Raw genomic sequence first — 15,208 nt, 5'->3', positions numbered from 1 at the left:
TTGCAGGAGGTTGCCGTCCCAACGGCTTCCCCCCTCCCAGCCCCCTCCCGACAGGCTCGTGCCGCCGCGTGGGCAGTCCACGCCCTGACAATGTCCGGGCTGCCTCTTGCCTTTCTGGCGATACTCGCCCTCATCCGCGACGAGACGGGGTGGATGTGGCTGTGGCTGGCCCTGGCGATGCTCATCGACGGCGTCGACGGCACCTGCGCCCGCCGGGCACGAGTCAAGGACGTCATCCCGTGGTTCGACGGCTCCGTCGTCGACATCGTCGTCGACTACCTGACCTGGACCTTCATCCCCGCGCTGTTCATGTACCTGCACCTACCGCTCGGGCCCGCGCCGGTGGCCGGGGTGCTGACGGTCACCGTGCTCGTCTCGTCCCTGTTCTGCTACGCCAACGAGGGAGAGAAGTCCTCAGACAACTACTTCGTGGGATTCCCGGCGGCCTGGAACATCGTGGCGGTCATGCTCTGGGCGCTGGGGACCCCGGCAGTGATCAACGTCGTGGTGACGCTCCTGTTCGTGGTCCTCACGCTCGTGCCCACCCACTACGTCCACCCCGCACGGGTCAAGCGCCTGCGTGTCGTCAACATCACGGCCGTGGGCGTGTGGCTGGCCGGCACGGCCTGGCTCGTCACCGTCCACCCTGTTCGCCCCCTTGCCGCCATGGTGCTGTCCCTGGGCGGTGGCGCGTGGCTGCTGCTCGTCGGTGCGCTGCGCAGCGCCCGCGGGGCCGAGGACTAGCCCGCTCGACCGCGCAGCCCCCGCACGATCATGCGGTCCCGCAGCATCCGGAGCGTCTCGAGCGCCGCACTGCCCGCGATCATGGCGACGACGACGATGATGACCACCCGCGGGTAGTCGCGTCCCTGCATCCAGAAGTAGACGTACGGGGCGACGAAGGTGACCACCGTGGTCACCAGGCCGGCGAGACGCCGTCGGATCCGGGGGCCTGCCGCCATCTCCACCAGCCCCCACGTGTAGGGCACCGCCGTGACGATGTCGATGAGCCACAGCACCCACCAGTGGCCGTGGAAACCCGGGACGAAGGCGACCGGCAGCGCCCTGAGGGACGAGTAGATGAAGATGACGACGTAGGCGATGACGACCGGGTTGGTCGCCCAGCGCAGCAGTCGGGGGTGCTCGTTGAGGGCGACGCCGGCGCCACGCAGCGCCACGGTCGCCCGACGTGGGCAGCGCAGCGTGTCCAGCCCCTCCAGCGCGGTACGCAGGTACGCCCGTGAGGCCTCGTTGCGCTCGGCGAGGGCGAGGACCAGCTGCAGGGGACTGATGGCGATGACGACGTCGGGGTTCCGGGCGGCGCCGTCGTGCGCCACAGGCTCAGGAGCGGTCAGAGAGACGACGTGGACGACGTCGTCACCGAGGAGGTCGGTCAGGCGGTGCGGTGCCTGAGGCGGGGCCTCGGCGAGCCACAGGCGCACGCCCTGCTCGAGGGCGTGCTCCAGGCTGTGGGCGAGCCGCCAGCCGAGGTCGTCCGGCCGGAGCAGCTCGTCCGGCGAGCACGTCGAGGCCGCCAGGTCGACGAGGAACTGCGGCTCGGCCACCTGTCTGGCGCTCAGGTCGCCGCAGCGGGGTGTTCCTGCCAGCCGGTGGATGCGCTCGGCGTCGAGCCGATGGCGCTGGGTCACGGGCAGGTCGAGGAGCGAGCGTCTGGTGAGGAGTCGGAAGGGCTCGGTGGTCGGGTGCGGCACCGCACTAGCGTCTCAGACCTATCACCGTTGTCCTGCGACGTCGCACCCCCGTCGCCCCGACGTGTCACCCGGCCTGACGTGTCACCCGGCCTGACGTGTCACCCGGCCTGACGTGTCACCCGGCCTGACGTGTCACCCGGCCTGACGTGTCACCCGGCCTGATGTGTCACCCGGCCCAGATCCTCGGTTTGCCGCCGAGCGCACGGCGAATCGGCGTGCGCTCGGCGCCGAGGATCTCGAGGGCGGGTGGGCGCGGGATGGTGGCGGAGGCTCAGCGGACGATGGCGGGGATGCGGCGGCTGGTGATGAGGTCCATCTCCTCGCGCAGTACCCGTACAAGGCGCAGTACCCGTACGAGGTCGGACGCGGTGAGCAGGAGCACGACGAACAGTGCCGCGTTCGGCACAACACCGAAGGACCACCACGCCCTGTCCACCGGGAGGAGCGCCCCGACGACGAGCCAGGACCCCAGTGAGGTCGCGAGCACGACGGCGGTGCCCACCGTCAAGACCACCGCCGTGCCGAGCGACTGCACGCTCCACTCGATGACGGCGAGCACGGTGCTCGGTCAGGACGAGCATGGTGACCGGTCAAGAGCGGCCCTGGACCGGAGGTACCTGACGACGGAGCCTGACGGCGGTACGACGTCGCGTGGGCAGGAGTGTGGGTGAGGAGCCGAGGTCATGGGACGCGGCAAGGCCCGGCCTGGGCGGCTGCTCGTTGAGCCCTGGCCTGTCTGGTCGATCTCGTTCCCCAGCAGGTGATCTCGTCCCTCGTGCATCGATCTCGTCCCTTCAAGGAACGAGGTGGACGGGCGAGGAACGAGGTCAACGGGCGAGGAACGAGGTCAACGGGCGAGGAACGAGGTGGACGGGCGAGGAACGAGGTGGACGGGCGAGGGGGCGGGACCGCCCGTCAGGCCTCAGAACCTAGCCGTGCAATGAGATGTTTCTTCTCAGTTACCGGCCAAGTGGAAGTCTGTACGTGGTTGTCAAGGCTCAGGCCCAGGCGGCCGTACACGATTCGATGAATGGAGTCCCGTATGCAGGAGAGTGTCGAAAAGGTCTACGAGCAGGTCATCGCCCGCAACCGTGGCGAGTCCGAGTTCCACCAGGCCGTCCGAGAGGTCCTCGAGTCCCTCGACCCCGTCATCGCCAAGCGCCCCGACTACGCCGACAACGCACTCCTCGAGCGCATCGTTGAGCCTGAGCGCATGATCACGTTCCGTGTCCCGTGGACTGACGACAAGGGCCGGGTGCACGTCAACCGCGGCTTCCGCGTTGAGTTCAACTCCGCCCTGGGCCCCTACAAGGGCGGCCTGCGCTTCCACCCCAGTGTCTACGCCGGGATCATCAAGTTCCTCGGCTTCGAGCAGATCTTCAAGAACGCCCTGACCGACCAGGGCATCGGCGGCGGCAAGGGCGGCTCCGACTTCGACCCGCACGGCAAGTCCGACGCCGAGGTCATGCGCTTCTGCCAGTCCTTCATGACTGAGCTCAGCCGCCACATCGGCCCCGACACCGACGTGCCCGCCGGTGACATCGGCGTCGGCGGCCGTGAGATCGGATACTTGTTCGGCCAGTACAAGCGCCTGACCAACCGCTACGACGCCGGCGTGCTCACCGGTAAGCCCGTCGCCTGGGGTGGCTCGCTTGCCCGCACCGAGGCCACCGGCTACGGCACGGTCCTCTTCGCCCAGTCCATGCTCGCCACCAAGGGCGACAGCCTCGAGGGCAAGAAGGTGTCCGTCTCCGGCTCCGGCAACGTGGCGATCTACGCCATCGAGAAGCTGCAGCAGCTCGGTGCCATGCCGATCACCTTCTCCGACTCCTCGGGCTACGTCGTCGACGAGAACGGCATCGACCTCGAGCTGCTCAAGCAGATCAAGGAGGTCGAGCGCGGACGCGTCGCCGACTACGTCGAGCGCAAGCCCGGTGCCCGTCTGGTGACCGAGGGCCGTCTCTGGGACGTGCCGGTCGACGTCGCCCTGCCCTGCGCCACGCAGAACGAGCTCGACGGCGACCACGCCGCCACCCTGCTGCGCAACGGCGTCGGCGTCGTCGCCGAGGGTGCCAACATGCCCTCCACCCCCGAGGCCGTCGAGGCCTTCCAGGCGGCCGGCATCCTCTACGCGCCCGGCAAGGCCTCCAACGCGGGTGGTGTGGCCACCTCGGCGCTGGAGATGAGCCAGAACTCTGCCCGCACCCGTTGGAGCTTCGAGGAGGTCGAGGCCCGCCTCACCGGCATCATGGCCGACATCCACGACAACTGCGTCGAGGCTGCGGAGACCTACGGGCGTCCCGGCGACTACGTCCTGGGCGCCAACGCCGCCGGCTTCACCAAGGTTGCCGACGCGATGATCCAGCACGGCATCGTCTGAGCCGAGGCCGTCTCACGCCCGCCCACCGCTGAGCCGGTCGACGCCGACCCGGTCCCACGGTGCCCCGCCTCCCCTCCCGGAGGCGGGGCACCGTGCCGTCTCGGCGGGGACGGAGCCGACGGCGTCGAAGCGCCGGGCGGGAGGCCGGGCGGACGGCGTCGGTGGGCCGACGTACCGGTGGGCCGGATTCCCCAAGCGGTCGTCGATGCCGGCGAGAACGCATAAGGTAGTGCCGTTCCCCCGCCCCGCCACCCACCGAGGACGCCATGCGCACCCCCGCTTTTATGAGGAGCGCGGCGGCAGTCGCGACGCTCGCGGTCGCCGCGCTCTCCCCTGTCGCCGCAGCACCTGCTCTCGCCGCTGAGGGTGACACGACCACCATCAACATCCTTGGGATCACCGACCTGCACGGTCACATCGAGACTGTCGCGGGCCAGGCCGATCCCGCCAAGAACGAGCCCGGCGCAGGCAACGGCACCTGGGTCACCGAGGTCGACAGCATCCGGGTCGGCTTCGTCGGCGTCGTCACCGACGAGCTGCCCACCCTCACCGCCACCTCCGGCCTCGCGGGCCTGACCATCACCGATGCCACCGCCACCACCGCCGAGAACATCGACCTGGCCGCCTCCGGCGGCGACGTCGCCGCCTCCCCGCTGGCCGCCCGGGTCTCCGCCATCGTTGACCGGGCGAAGGCCGACTCCGAGGCCATCGCCCCGGTAGAGCCGACGAGGCGGGATATGCTGGTGACGACCGGTGCGTCCATCGGTATCGGCGTCGTCGCCGTCGCCCTGCTCGCCGTCGGCGGGCTGCTCGTGCTGCGACGCCGCTCGGGCTCCGACGACGAGGGCTGACGCCCGGGGGGGGTGGCAGGCCGCCCCGCTACGCTCGGCACATGGCAGCACAACGACGCATCGACATCGAGGCGGGCGCTCACGCCGTCCGCCAGTGGGCCGCCGAGCAGGACGCGCGGACGACACCGCCGGGCGGCGCCGGTGCGGCGACCGGCGCTCCCGGGCCCGGTCCGACCGCTCCGGGGCGCCCCACTGCCTCCGTCGGCCCGGATAGTCCTGCCGACCCCGCTGGCTCGAGGAGCTTGACGTCCCCCGCCTCGCCGGCTTTAAGTCCCTCCCAGCGCTCGGCCGTGCGGCGCCGCGACGCCACCGCGGTGCGCTATACCCTCGAGGAGCTCGCCGCCTGCGCCCCGGGTCACGCGGTCGAGGTGAGGGTCCCTCCCTTCGGCGTCATCCAGGCCGTCGCCGGCACCGTTCACCGTCGCGGCACCCCGCCCTCGGTCGTCGAGACCGACGCCGCCACCTGGCTCGCCCTCGCCACCGGTCGCCTCGCTTGGCAGGAGGCCCTGGACGACGGTCGGCTGCACGCCTCCGGTGAGCGCTGCGACCTCAGTCCCTACCTCCCTCTTATGCGAGCCTGACCGCTCGGTCGGTACGTGGCGGGCGCCTGCCCCGGCTCCTTCGGGCGCGAGTTTGCCCACGGCCTTCGCCTCGCGGGCCGACCGCTCAGCCCGCCTCCCTCGTGCGCGGGACCGCCTCGGCTGGCTCGTCCTACCAAGCAAGGGAGCATCCCCGGCTCCTTCGTGCGCGGGACCGCCTCAGCCCCGGCTCCCGATGCGGCTCCGGGCACCGTCGCGCTCATGCAGCGCCTCGTCCCTCAGCCCGCCGTGCGGTTACCTGACACCAGTTCTCGTGGAGGCTAGCACCAGTTTTCGTGGAGGCTAGCACCAGTTCTCGTGGGTCTGGGGGTGGTGATGCCCGATCGGGCATGGTGGGGCGGGGTGGCTGTGGTGGATTGTGGTGAATTGTGGTGAATGCCGTGCAGCCGCCGTCCATTCGTGTCCGAAGCGGCGCCCACCCCTTCCATTCATGTCCGAACGGGCGTAGGCTCATGCCTGGACGGACATCCGAAGGGGAGTGTCCCGGTACGAGGAGGTTCCGGTGAACGCCGAGCAGCGCCAGCAGGCCATCACCGACGCCGTCGTCCGCGATGGCCGCGTCACCGTCGTCAACCTTGCCGCCGACCACGGGGTCACCGTCGAGACCATCCGCCGAGACCTCGCCGCCCTCGACCGCGTCGGCGCCCTGCGCAAGGTCCACGGCGGCGCCGTCGCCGCCACCCGCCTCGCCCTGCCTGAGACCGCCGTCACCGAGCGCGAGCACCTCGCCGCCCCCGCCAAGCGGGCCATCGCCGCCGCTGCCCTCAGCTCCCTCCTCGACGGCGGCCTGCTGGCCGCCGGTGCCACCCTCATCCTCGACGCCGGCACCTCCGTCGGCGCCCTCGCCCGGATCCTGCCCGAGGGCCTCGACCTCACCGTCGTCACCTCCTCCGTCCTCACCGCCGCCCGCCTCGCCGGCAGGCGCGGCCTCACCGTGCGCGTCCTGGGAGGCGAGGTGCGCGGCATCACCCAGGCCGCCGTCGGCCCCGAGGCACTGGCCGCCCTCAGCCGGCTGCGCGTCGACCTCGCCGTCCTGGGCACCAACGGCCTGAGCGCCGACCACGGCCTATCCACCCCCGACCCGGACGAGGCGGCCGTCAAGACCGCCATGGTCCGCGCCGCCCGCCGCGTCGTCGTCCTCGCCGACGCCACCAAGACCGGCCAGGAGCACCTCGTCTCCTTCGCCGACCTGTCCGACGTCGACCTGCTCGTCACCGATATCCCGCCCACCACCGCCCTGTCCACCTGCCTGACCGGCTCCGGAACCGAGGTCCTCGTCGCATGATCACCACCCTCACCCCCAACCCCTCACTCGACCGCACCGTCGCCCTGCCCGGCACCCTTCAGCGCGGCGGCATCAACAGGATCGTCTCCGTCACCGTCGAGCCCGGCGGCAAGGGCGTCAACGTCGCCCGGGTGCTTGCCGCCTCCGGCGCCGACGTCACCGCCGTCCTGCCCGCCCCCCACGGCGACCCCCTCCTGGCCGCCATCGAGACCGCCGTCGCCGCCCTGCCCAGCCGCGGCCGCGTGACGACGCACGCCGTGCCCGTCGCCGGGGCCGTGCGCGTCAACACCGCCGTCACCGAGCCCGACGGGACGACGACGAAGCTCAACGAGCCCGGAGCCGGCCTTACCGCCGCGGAGACAACGGCCGTCGAGACCGTCCTGCTGGAGACGGTCGGCGCACCCGCTGCGGGCGGCGAGCGCCCCTGGGCCGTCCTGTCCGGCTCACTGCCCCCCGGTGCGCCCACCGACTGGTACGCGCGCCTCGTGCGCCTGCTCCGGCAGGCCCGCCCGGGGCTGCGCATCGCCGTCGACACCTCCGACGCGCCCCTCGCCGCCCTCGCCGACGCCCTGCCCGACGCCGCCCCGGACCTCATCAAGCCCAACGGCGAGGAGCTCGGCCAGCTCGCCGGCCTGCCCGCCGACCGGGCGATGGCCCTCGAGGAGGGCGCCAGGGCCGGGCACCTGGCCCCCGTCGTCGACGCCGCCCGGGTCCTCGTGCGCGCCGGCATCAGCGCCGTCATGGCCACCCTCGGCCCCGCCGGGGCCGTCCTCGTCACCGACGAGGCCGCCTGGCACGCCACCGCCCCCGAGGTCCCCGTGCGCTCCACCGTCGGCGCGGGGGACTCCTCCGTCGCCGGCTACGTCCTGGCCGACACCCGGGGCCTGGACGCCCCGGGACGGCTCACGACCGCCATGGCCTACGGATCTGCCGCCGCCGCCCTGCCCGGCACGACCCTGCCCACCCCGCAGGACCTGCCGGCCACGGCCGCCGTCGTCACTCGCCTGGAGTGACCCCCGCCCCGCCACCGACCCTCCAGGGCGGTCATGGCGGCGGTGCCGACCATGACGCGGCCCACCGACCAACACGACCACCATCCACCAACCCCGTCACCGCCCCTGCGACTCAAGGAAGTAGCATGTCCCCCACCTCGCACGCGGAGTCCGCTCCGCTCATCGTTCCCGAGCTCGTCCGGCTCGACGCCGACACCGGCCCCGACAAGGCCGAGGTCATCGGCTACCTCGCCGAGGTCGTCGCCGCCGCCGGTCGCGCCGACACCACCGAGGGGCTCGCCGCCGACGCCCTCGCCCGCGAGGCCACCGCGCCGACCGGCATCCCCGGCGGCATCGCCATCCCGCACTGCCGCAGCGAGCACGTCCTGGCCCCCTCGCTCGGCTTCGCCCGCCTGGCCGCCCCCGTCGACTTCGGAGCCGCCGACGGCCAGGACGCCGACCTCGTCTTCATGATCGCCGCCCCCGCCGGCGCCGACGACATGCACCTGCAGCTCCTGGCCAAGCTCGCCCGCGGCCTCATGCGCTCCGACTTCACCGACGCCCTGCGCGGCGCGGCCAGCGCCGAGGAGGTCGCCCGCATCGTCACCGAGCAGGTCCAGCCCGAGCTGCTCGACGACGCCGCCCCCACGGGTGCGGCCGACACCGCGGTATCCGCCGCCCCCGCGCAGGACGCTGCGACGGCCCCCGCACCCGCCGGTGGCGCAGGACGCCTCATCGTTGGCGTCTCCTCCTGCCCCACCGGCATCGCCCACACCTTCATGGCCGCCGAGGCCCTGGAGCAGGCCGGCGCCGACCGCGGCGTCGAGGTCCACATCGAGGGGCAGGGCTCGGGCAAGATCGACTCCCTCGACCCCGCGCTCATCGCCCGTGCCGACGCCGTCGTCTTCGCCCACGACCTGCCCGTCAAGGGGCGCGAGCGCTTCGCCGGCAAGCCGGTCATCGACGTCGGTGTCAAGGCCGCCGTCAACGACGCCGGGGCGCTCATCGACCGGGCCCTGGCCGCGATCGACGACCCCGCCGCGGCCCGTGTGCCCTCCGGCGGCACCGGGGAGGCGGCCGACGACGCCGAGGAGTCCGTCCACTGGGCCCGGCGCCTGCAGCGCGCCGTCATGACCGGCGTGTCCTACATGATCCCCTTCGTCGCCGCCGGAGGCCTGCTCATCGCCCTGGGCTTCCTGCTGGCCGGCTACGGCGTCGCCCTCCCGCTGGGCGACGGCCCCGACTCGGTGGGAGCGACCGTCGTGCGGGACTACTCCCTCACCAACCTGCCCGGCACCCTCGAGGGCGAGGGCATCACCTCCGGGCTCATGCTCTACCTCGGATCCGTCCTGTTCATGCTCGGGCAGGCGGCCATGGGCTTCCTCGTTCCGGCGCTGGCCGGCTACATCGCCTTCGGGCTGGCGGGACGCCCCGGCATCGCCCCCGGCTTCGCCATGGGCGTCGTCGCCACCGCCATCGGCTCCGGGTTCCTCGGCGGCCTGGTCGGCGGCATCCTCGCCGGCTACGTCGCCGCCTGGCTGGCAGGCCTGACCGTGCCCAGGTGGCTGCGCGGCCTCATGCCCGTGGCCGTCATCCCGCTGGGCACGACGATGGTCGTGGGCGGGATCATGTACCTCGTCCTTGGCCGGCCGCTGGCCGCGCTCATGACGAGCCTGCAGGAGGGGCTGACCTCCATGTCCGGCGGCGGCTCCGCCATGCTCCTGGGCGTCATCCTCGGGCTCATGATGTGCTTCGACCTGGGTGGGCCGGTCAACAAGGCCGCCTACCTCTTCGCCACCGCCGGCCTGGCCTCCGCCACCGCCGCCTCCTTCGAGATCATGGCCGCCGTCATGGCTGCGGGCATGGTGCCGCCGCTGGCCGTGTCCCTGGCGACCTTCCTGCGCCCGCGCCTGTTCACCAAGGCCGAGGTGGAGAACGGCCGCAGTGCCTGGCTGCTGGGCCTGTCCTTCATCTCCGAGGGCGCCATCCCCTTCGCCGCGGCCGACCCGCTGCGCATCATCCCGCCGGCCATGGTCGGCGGCGCCGTCACCGGCGCGCTGTCCATGGCGATGCACGTCGGCTCGCGCGCCCCGCACGGCGGTGTCTTCGTGCTCTTCGCGATGACCAATGTCGGGTGGTTCCTGCTGTCCATCGCCATCGGTGCGGTCGTCACCTGCGCAGGCGTCATCCTGCTCAAGCAGATGGCGGCGCGCACGCGCGGCGAGCAGGCCGCCGTGGCCGTCTGAGCGCACCGGGCCCGCACCGGGCGTCCCGACGCCATGGCGAGCGCCGACCGTCCCGACCCGGACGGTCGGCGCTCGCCGTGCCCGGGCCTGCGAGGCCGCGGTGTGGCCGGGTCGTCCTGCGGCGGTGTGCTCTGGTGGCCCGGTTCGTCCTGCGTCGGTGTGCTCTGGTGGCCCGGGCGCCCCGCAGCGGTGCCCTCTGGCGGCCCGGCCGCCCCGCGGCTCCGCGCACCACGACACCGCGGGGGCGGGGGCGACGGCCCTACTGGTGCCGGGTAGGTTCGGACCATGCCCCGCGCACGCATCAGCACATACACCGCTCCGCCCGCCGCCGTCGTCTCCGCCCTCGACGACCTGCGCGCGGCCCATGACGTGCCCGCCGTCTTCCCCCAGGACGCCCTGAGGGAGGCGCGCGCCGCCGCAGCCGCCTGGGACGACGACGGCGCCGAACGCTTCCTGCGCGACGGGCACGGCGACGGTGTCCCGGTGCGCGACGCCCGCGACCTGCCCCTGGTCACCATCGACCCGCCCGGCTCCATGGACCTCGACCAGGCCGTCCTCCTCGAGCACCCCGCCGGCGGTGGCTACCGGGTCACCTACGCCATCGCCTCCTTGGCCACCTTCATCACTCCCGGTGGCGCCCTCGACGCCGAGCTGCGCCGACGCGGCGAGACCGTCTACGCCCCCGACCGCTCCACCCCGCTGCACCCCGAGGAGCTCTCCCACGGCGCCGCCTCCCTCCTGCCGGACGTCGACCGCCCCGCCTGCCTGTGGACCATCGACCTCGACGACGACGGCGCCGTCACGAGCGCACACGTCGAGCGTGCGCTCGTGCGCTCGCACGCCCGCCTCACCTACGCCGAGGTCCAGGCCGCCATCGACGGCCAGGGGACCCTGCCGGCCGCCGTCCCCGCGGGCCTGCCCGGGCTCCTGCGCGAGGTCGGCACCCTGCGCCAACGCCAGGAGGCCGCGCGCGGCGGCGTCTCCCTGTCCACGCCCGAGCAGGAGGTCACCCGTACGGACGAACCCGGTGCCGACGGCTACCGCCTCGCCTACCGCGCCGCCCTGCCCGTCGAGGAGTGGAACGCCCAGGTCTCCCTCCTCACCGGCATGTGCGCCGCCCGCCTCATGGTCGAGGCCGGCGCCGGCGTCCTGCGCACGATGCCGCCCGCCGAGGCCCGCGACTACCGGCGCCTACGCCGCATCGCCCGGGCCCTCGGTGTCGACTGGCCCGAGACCCTCACCTACCCCGGGCTCGTGCGCTCCCTCGACGCCTCCGTGCCCGCCCACGCCGCCTTCATGGACCAGGCCGCCGGCCTGTTCCGCGGTGCCGGCTACCTTGTCTTCGGCCCCGGCTGCGGGCCCGCGCCCTCAGCGGATGGTGAGGCCGTCCACGCGGCGATCGCCTCGCGCTACGCGCACGTGACCGCACCGCTGCGCCGCCTCGTCGACCGCTACGGCGAGGAGGCGTGCGTGGCCGCCTGTGCCGGCGCCCCGGTACCCGCCTGGGTGCTGGAGGCCCTGCCCGGCCTGCCCGACGTCATGGCCGAGACCGGTCGGCGCTCGCGGGCGGTCGAGCGCGGGGCGGTCTCCGCGATCGAGGCGCTCGTGCTGGACGGGCACGTGGGCGAGGTCTTCGACGGCGTGCTGCTGTCCGAGCGCGACGGACGCGGCGAGGTCATGCTCGCCGAGCCGGCCGTCGTCGGCGTCGTGCACGCCGACGAGGCGTCCGCCGGCGGGGCGCACGGGCGCGCTCTGCCTGTCGGCGAGCCGGTACGCGTGCGCCTGGAGGAGGTCGACGTCGCCGCCGGGCGGATCGCCTTCGCGCTGGTGCCCTGAGCCGCGCGGCGCCTGTCGTCGTGTCCAGCGTCGTGCCTGCCGACGTGTCCAGTGTCGTGCCCGCCGTCCCCCGCTCGTCCATCTCGGAGCGTGAGCGTTGATCTCGTCCCTTGCGTGTCGACCTCGTCCCGTGAAGGTACGAGATCAACCGCTGGGCAACGAGATCGACGGCAAGGGAACGAGATCAACCGCTGGGCAACGAGATCGACGGCAAGGGAACGAGGTCAACGTGCCCGGGCGGGCGGGTTTCGGGTCATCGCGCTCGCCTGCTCGGCCTGCCCTGCCTCCGGCAGCCGCGCGGCACCCGCCCTGCCTCCGGCAGCCGCGCAGCACCCGCCCGCCTCCGGCGCAGGCCCGCGCCCGCCGGGTACCGGTGTGAAAGGATGTGGCCGTGAGCTCCGGTGACACCACCCAGACCACCATCCCCGCGCCGATCCCCGGCGACCGCGCCCCCCTGATGAACCCCGGTGATCTCGTCGAGCCCTCCATCCGCGAGGAGTGCGGCGTCTTCGGCGTCTGGGCCCCGGGCGAGGACGTCTCCCGCCTGAGCTACTTCGGCCTGTTCGCCCTGCAGCACCGCGGCCAGGAGTCCGCGGGCATCGCCACGACGGACGGCTCCAAGATCCTCGTCTACAAGGACCTCGGCCTCGTCTCCCAGGTCTTCAATGACCAGATCCTCACCAACCTGCCCGGACACATCGCCGTCGGACACACCCGCTACGCCACCCAGGGCGCCGCCACCTGGGAGAACGCCCAGCCGATGCTCGGCCCCGTCTCCGGCGGCTCCACCCTCGCCGTCGCCCACAACGGCAACCTCACCAACACCCGTCAGCTCGTGGACCGCATCCGCGCCACAGGCGGCGAGGACCTGCGCGGTGAGCTCGGCCGCGGCTCCTCGACGGACACGGCCGTCCTCGCCTCCCTCATGGCCCTGGTCTCCGAGCGAGGCTTTCTCGAAGAATGGGACGACGTCGAGGACCTCATCGCCACCGGCATCGAGCCCGACGTCAACCTCATCGCCACCACACCGCCCCTGACCGTCTCGCAGACGGCGCGCCGCGTCCTGCCCATGCTGCGCGGCGCCTTCTCCCTCGTCTTCATGGACGAGCACACGCTCTACGCCGCCCGCGACCCGCACGGCGTGCGCCCCCTGGTCCTGGGACGCCTCAGCAGCGGCTGGGTGGTCGCCTCCGAAACCGCAGCCCTCGACATCGTCGGCGCCACCTTCGTGCGTGAGATCGAGCCCGGCGAGCTCCTCGAGATCGACGCCGACGGCGTGCGCTCGACCCACTTCGCCGTGCCGCGCCGCGCCGGCTGCGTCTTCGAGTACGTCTACCTCGCGCGCCCCGACACCACAATCGCCGACCGCTCGATCATCGCCGCCCGCAATGCCATGGGCGCCGCCCTGGCCCGCGAGCACCCGGTGGACGCCGACCTCGTCATCGCCACCCCCGAGTCCGGCACCCCCGCCGCCATCGGCTACGCGCAAGAGTCCGGCATCCCCTACGGCCAGGGCCTGGTCAAGAACGCCTACGTGGGTCGCACCTTCATCCAGCCGACCCAGACGCTGCGCCAGCTCGGCATCCGCCTCAAGCTCAACCCGGTGCGCGAGGTCATCGAGGGCAAGCGGCTCGTCGTCGTCGACGACTCCATCGTGCGCGGCAACACCCAGCGCGCCCTGGTCACGATGCTGCGCGAGGCCGGCGCCGCCGAGGTCCACGTCATGATCTCCTCCCCACCGGTGCTGTGGCCCTGCTACTACGGCATCGACTTCGCCACCCGCGCCGAGCTCATCGCCACCGGCATGAGCGTGGAGGGGGTGCGCCAGTCCATCGGCGCGGACTCCCTGGGCTACCTGTCCGTCGACGGCATGGTCGAGGCCACCGCACAGCCTCGGGAGGAGCTATGCGCCGCCTGCTTCACCGGGCAGTACCCCATCGCGCCGCCGGTCGAGGGCGTGCCCGTGGGCGCCCTGCCCGTCCAGCGGGTCCCCACCGCCGTGCGCAGGCGACCGGCCACGGTGGGTGACGACGTCGTCTCCTCCCGCGCCGTCACCCTCCCGGACCTCACCAACGGCTCCACGGCCACGACCAGCTCTCTCACCGCCACCCCACCCACCGACGAAGGACCGCACACGTGAGCACCGCACCCACCCGGCCCGCCATCACTTACGCCTCCGCGGGCGTGGACACCGCGGCGGGCGACCGCGCCGTCGAACTCATGAAGGCCTCGGTGGCCGCGACCATGACCCCGGCCGTCGTCGGCGGTGTGGGCGGCTTCGCCGGCATGGTTGACGTCTCCGAGCTGCGCGAGTACCGCCGTCCGCTTCTGGCGACCTCTACCGACGGCGTGGGCACGAAGGTCGCCATCGCCCAGGCCATGGACGTGCACGACACCATCGGCCAGGACCTCGTTGGCATGGTCGTTGACGACATCGCCGTCACGGGCGCCCGCCCGCTGCTCATGACGGACTACATCGCCTGCGGGCACGTCGTGCCCGAGCGGATCGCTGACATCGTGCGCGGTGTGGCCCAGGCCTGCGCCCAGGTGCGCACCCCGCTGCTGGGTGGGGAGACCGCCGAGCACCCCGGCCTCATGGGACCGGAGGAGTACGACGTCGCGGGCGCCGCCACGGGCGTGGTTGAGGCCGACCGGATGCTCGGGGCCGAGCGTGTGCGCACCGGCGACGTGCTGGTGGCGCTGGCGGCCTCCGGCCTGCACTCCAACGGCTACTCGCTGGTGCGCCGCGTCGTCGAACATGCCGGATGGGCCCTGGACCGCCACGTGCCCGAGCTCGGACGCAGGCTCGGCGAGGAGCTGCTGGAGCCCACCCGCCTGTACTCCGCCCTGTGCCTCGACCTCGTGGAGGCCATCGACCCGGCCGACGCCGACCCCGCGGCACTGCGCGTGCGCGCCTTCAGCCATGTCACCGGGGGAGGCCTGGCCGCCAATCTTGCCCGTGTCCTGCCCGCCGGGCTGGTGGGCGATGTGGACCGCGGCTCCTGGACGGTCCCGGCCGTCGTCGACCTCGTGCGCACGCTCGGCTCCGTGCCGTGGGAGGACCTGGAGTCCACGCTCAACCTGGGCGTGGGCATGGTCGCGGTGGTGGCCCCCGAGGCGGTGGACGAGGTCCTGCGTCTGTCGGAGGCTGCGGGCGTGCCGGCCTGGGTGCTCGGCTCGGTGCACAGCGGCGAGGGTCATGTCTCCCGCGGGCGCGTGGTGGCGGGTACGAAGGGGGTCGACGGCGGCGCCGTCGACATCCACGGCAGCTACCGCACCGCCTGAGCGGCAGGCTCAATACCCCCTT

General features: G+C 72.8%; 12 protein-coding genes. 10 read left to right on the top strand and 2 right to left on the bottom strand.

Features of this window, described 5'->3' with window-relative positions; genetic code table 11:
* Positions 1-90 precede the first annotated feature (90 nt).
* Positions 91-744, top strand: a complete 654-nt coding sequence (locus ID810_RS10700; protein WP_243856656.1) for a CDP-alcohol phosphatidyltransferase family protein — start codon at positions 91-93, stop codon at positions 742-744.
* Here ID810_RS10700 and ID810_RS10695 read toward each other — a convergent pair.
* Entirely contained in the window at positions 741-1,712 is a 972-nt protein-coding gene (locus ID810_RS10695) for a hypothetical protein (protein ID WP_166857336.1), read from the bottom strand. The genes ID810_RS10700 and ID810_RS10695 overlap by 4 nt on opposite strands.
* Before the next feature lie 271 nt (positions 1,713-1,983).
* Positions 1,984-2,271, bottom strand: coding sequence for a hypothetical protein (locus ID810_RS10690; RefSeq protein WP_166857338.1), 288 nt, complete (start codon positions 2,269-2,271; stop codon positions 1,984-1,986).
* A 483-nt stretch (positions 2,272-2,754) separates the two neighbouring features.
* Here ID810_RS10690 and gdhA point away from each other — a divergent pair, with 483 nt between their 5' ends.
* The 9 genes from gdhA to purM all read left to right on the top strand — a co-directional run bounded on the left by gdhA (position 2,755) and on the right by purM (position 15,186).
* Positions 2,755-4,092, top strand: a complete 1,338-nt coding sequence (gene gdhA, locus ID810_RS10685; protein ID WP_166857340.1) for an NADP-specific glutamate dehydrogenase — start codon at positions 2,755-2,757, stop codon at positions 4,090-4,092.
* 266 nt (positions 4,093-4,358) lie between these two features.
* On the top strand, positions 4,359-4,943 hold the full coding sequence (locus ID810_RS10680; protein WP_166857342.1) for a hypothetical protein: 585 nt from the start codon (positions 4,359-4,361) through the stop codon (positions 4,941-4,943).
* Between the two features lie 41 nt (positions 4,944-4,984).
* Positions 4,985-5,524, top strand: a complete 540-nt coding sequence (locus ID810_RS12720) for a sterol carrier family protein (RefSeq protein WP_328703747.1) — start codon at positions 4,985-4,987, stop codon at positions 5,522-5,524.
* A gap of 520 nt (positions 5,525-6,044) precedes the next feature.
* A complete protein-coding gene (locus ID810_RS10670; RefSeq protein WP_166857344.1) occupies positions 6,045-6,827 on the top strand; it encodes a DeoR/GlpR family DNA-binding transcription regulator in 783 nt (260 codons plus the stop codon).
* Positions 6,824-7,840 carry a 1-phosphofructokinase family hexose kinase gene (locus ID810_RS10665; RefSeq protein WP_166857346.1) on the top strand — a complete coding sequence of 339 codons (1,017 nt, stop codon included), beginning with the start codon at positions 6,824-6,826 and terminating at the stop codon, positions 7,838-7,840. The genes ID810_RS10670 and ID810_RS10665 overlap by 4 nt, the downstream gene beginning before the upstream one ends.
* 125 nt (positions 7,841-7,965) lie before the next feature.
* The gene (locus ID810_RS10660) at positions 7,966-10,065 is read left to right on the top strand and encodes a PTS fructose transporter subunit IIABC (protein WP_166857348.1); all 2,100 of its coding nucleotides are present in this window, start codon (positions 7,966-7,968) and stop codon (positions 10,063-10,065) included.
* Positions 10,066-10,350: 285 nt separating this feature from the next.
* Positions 10,351-11,901: an RNB domain-containing ribonuclease gene (locus tag ID810_RS10655; protein ID WP_166857349.1), complete on the top strand. Its 1,551-nt coding sequence runs from the start codon at positions 10,351-10,353 to the stop codon at positions 11,899-11,901.
* A gap of 391 nt (positions 11,902-12,292) precedes the next feature.
* Entirely contained in the window at positions 12,293-14,041 is a 1,749-nt protein-coding gene (purF, locus tag ID810_RS10650; RefSeq protein ID WP_413227862.1) for an amidophosphoribosyltransferase, read from the top strand.
* On the top strand, positions 14,038-15,186 hold the full coding sequence (purM, locus tag ID810_RS10645; RefSeq protein ID WP_166857351.1) for a phosphoribosylformylglycinamidine cyclo-ligase: 1,149 nt from the start codon (positions 14,038-14,040) through the stop codon (positions 15,184-15,186). The genes purF and purM overlap by 4 nt, the downstream gene beginning before the upstream one ends.
* The last annotated feature ends 22 nt before the right edge of the window (positions 15,187-15,208 follow it).

Origin of the sequence: Actinomyces respiraculi, assembly GCF_014595995.2 — a bacterium.
Taxonomy (GTDB): domain Bacteria; phylum Actinomycetota; class Actinomycetes; order Actinomycetales; family Actinomycetaceae; genus Actinomyces; species Actinomyces respiraculi.
This window is presented reverse-complemented; position numbering and strand designations above follow the sequence as displayed.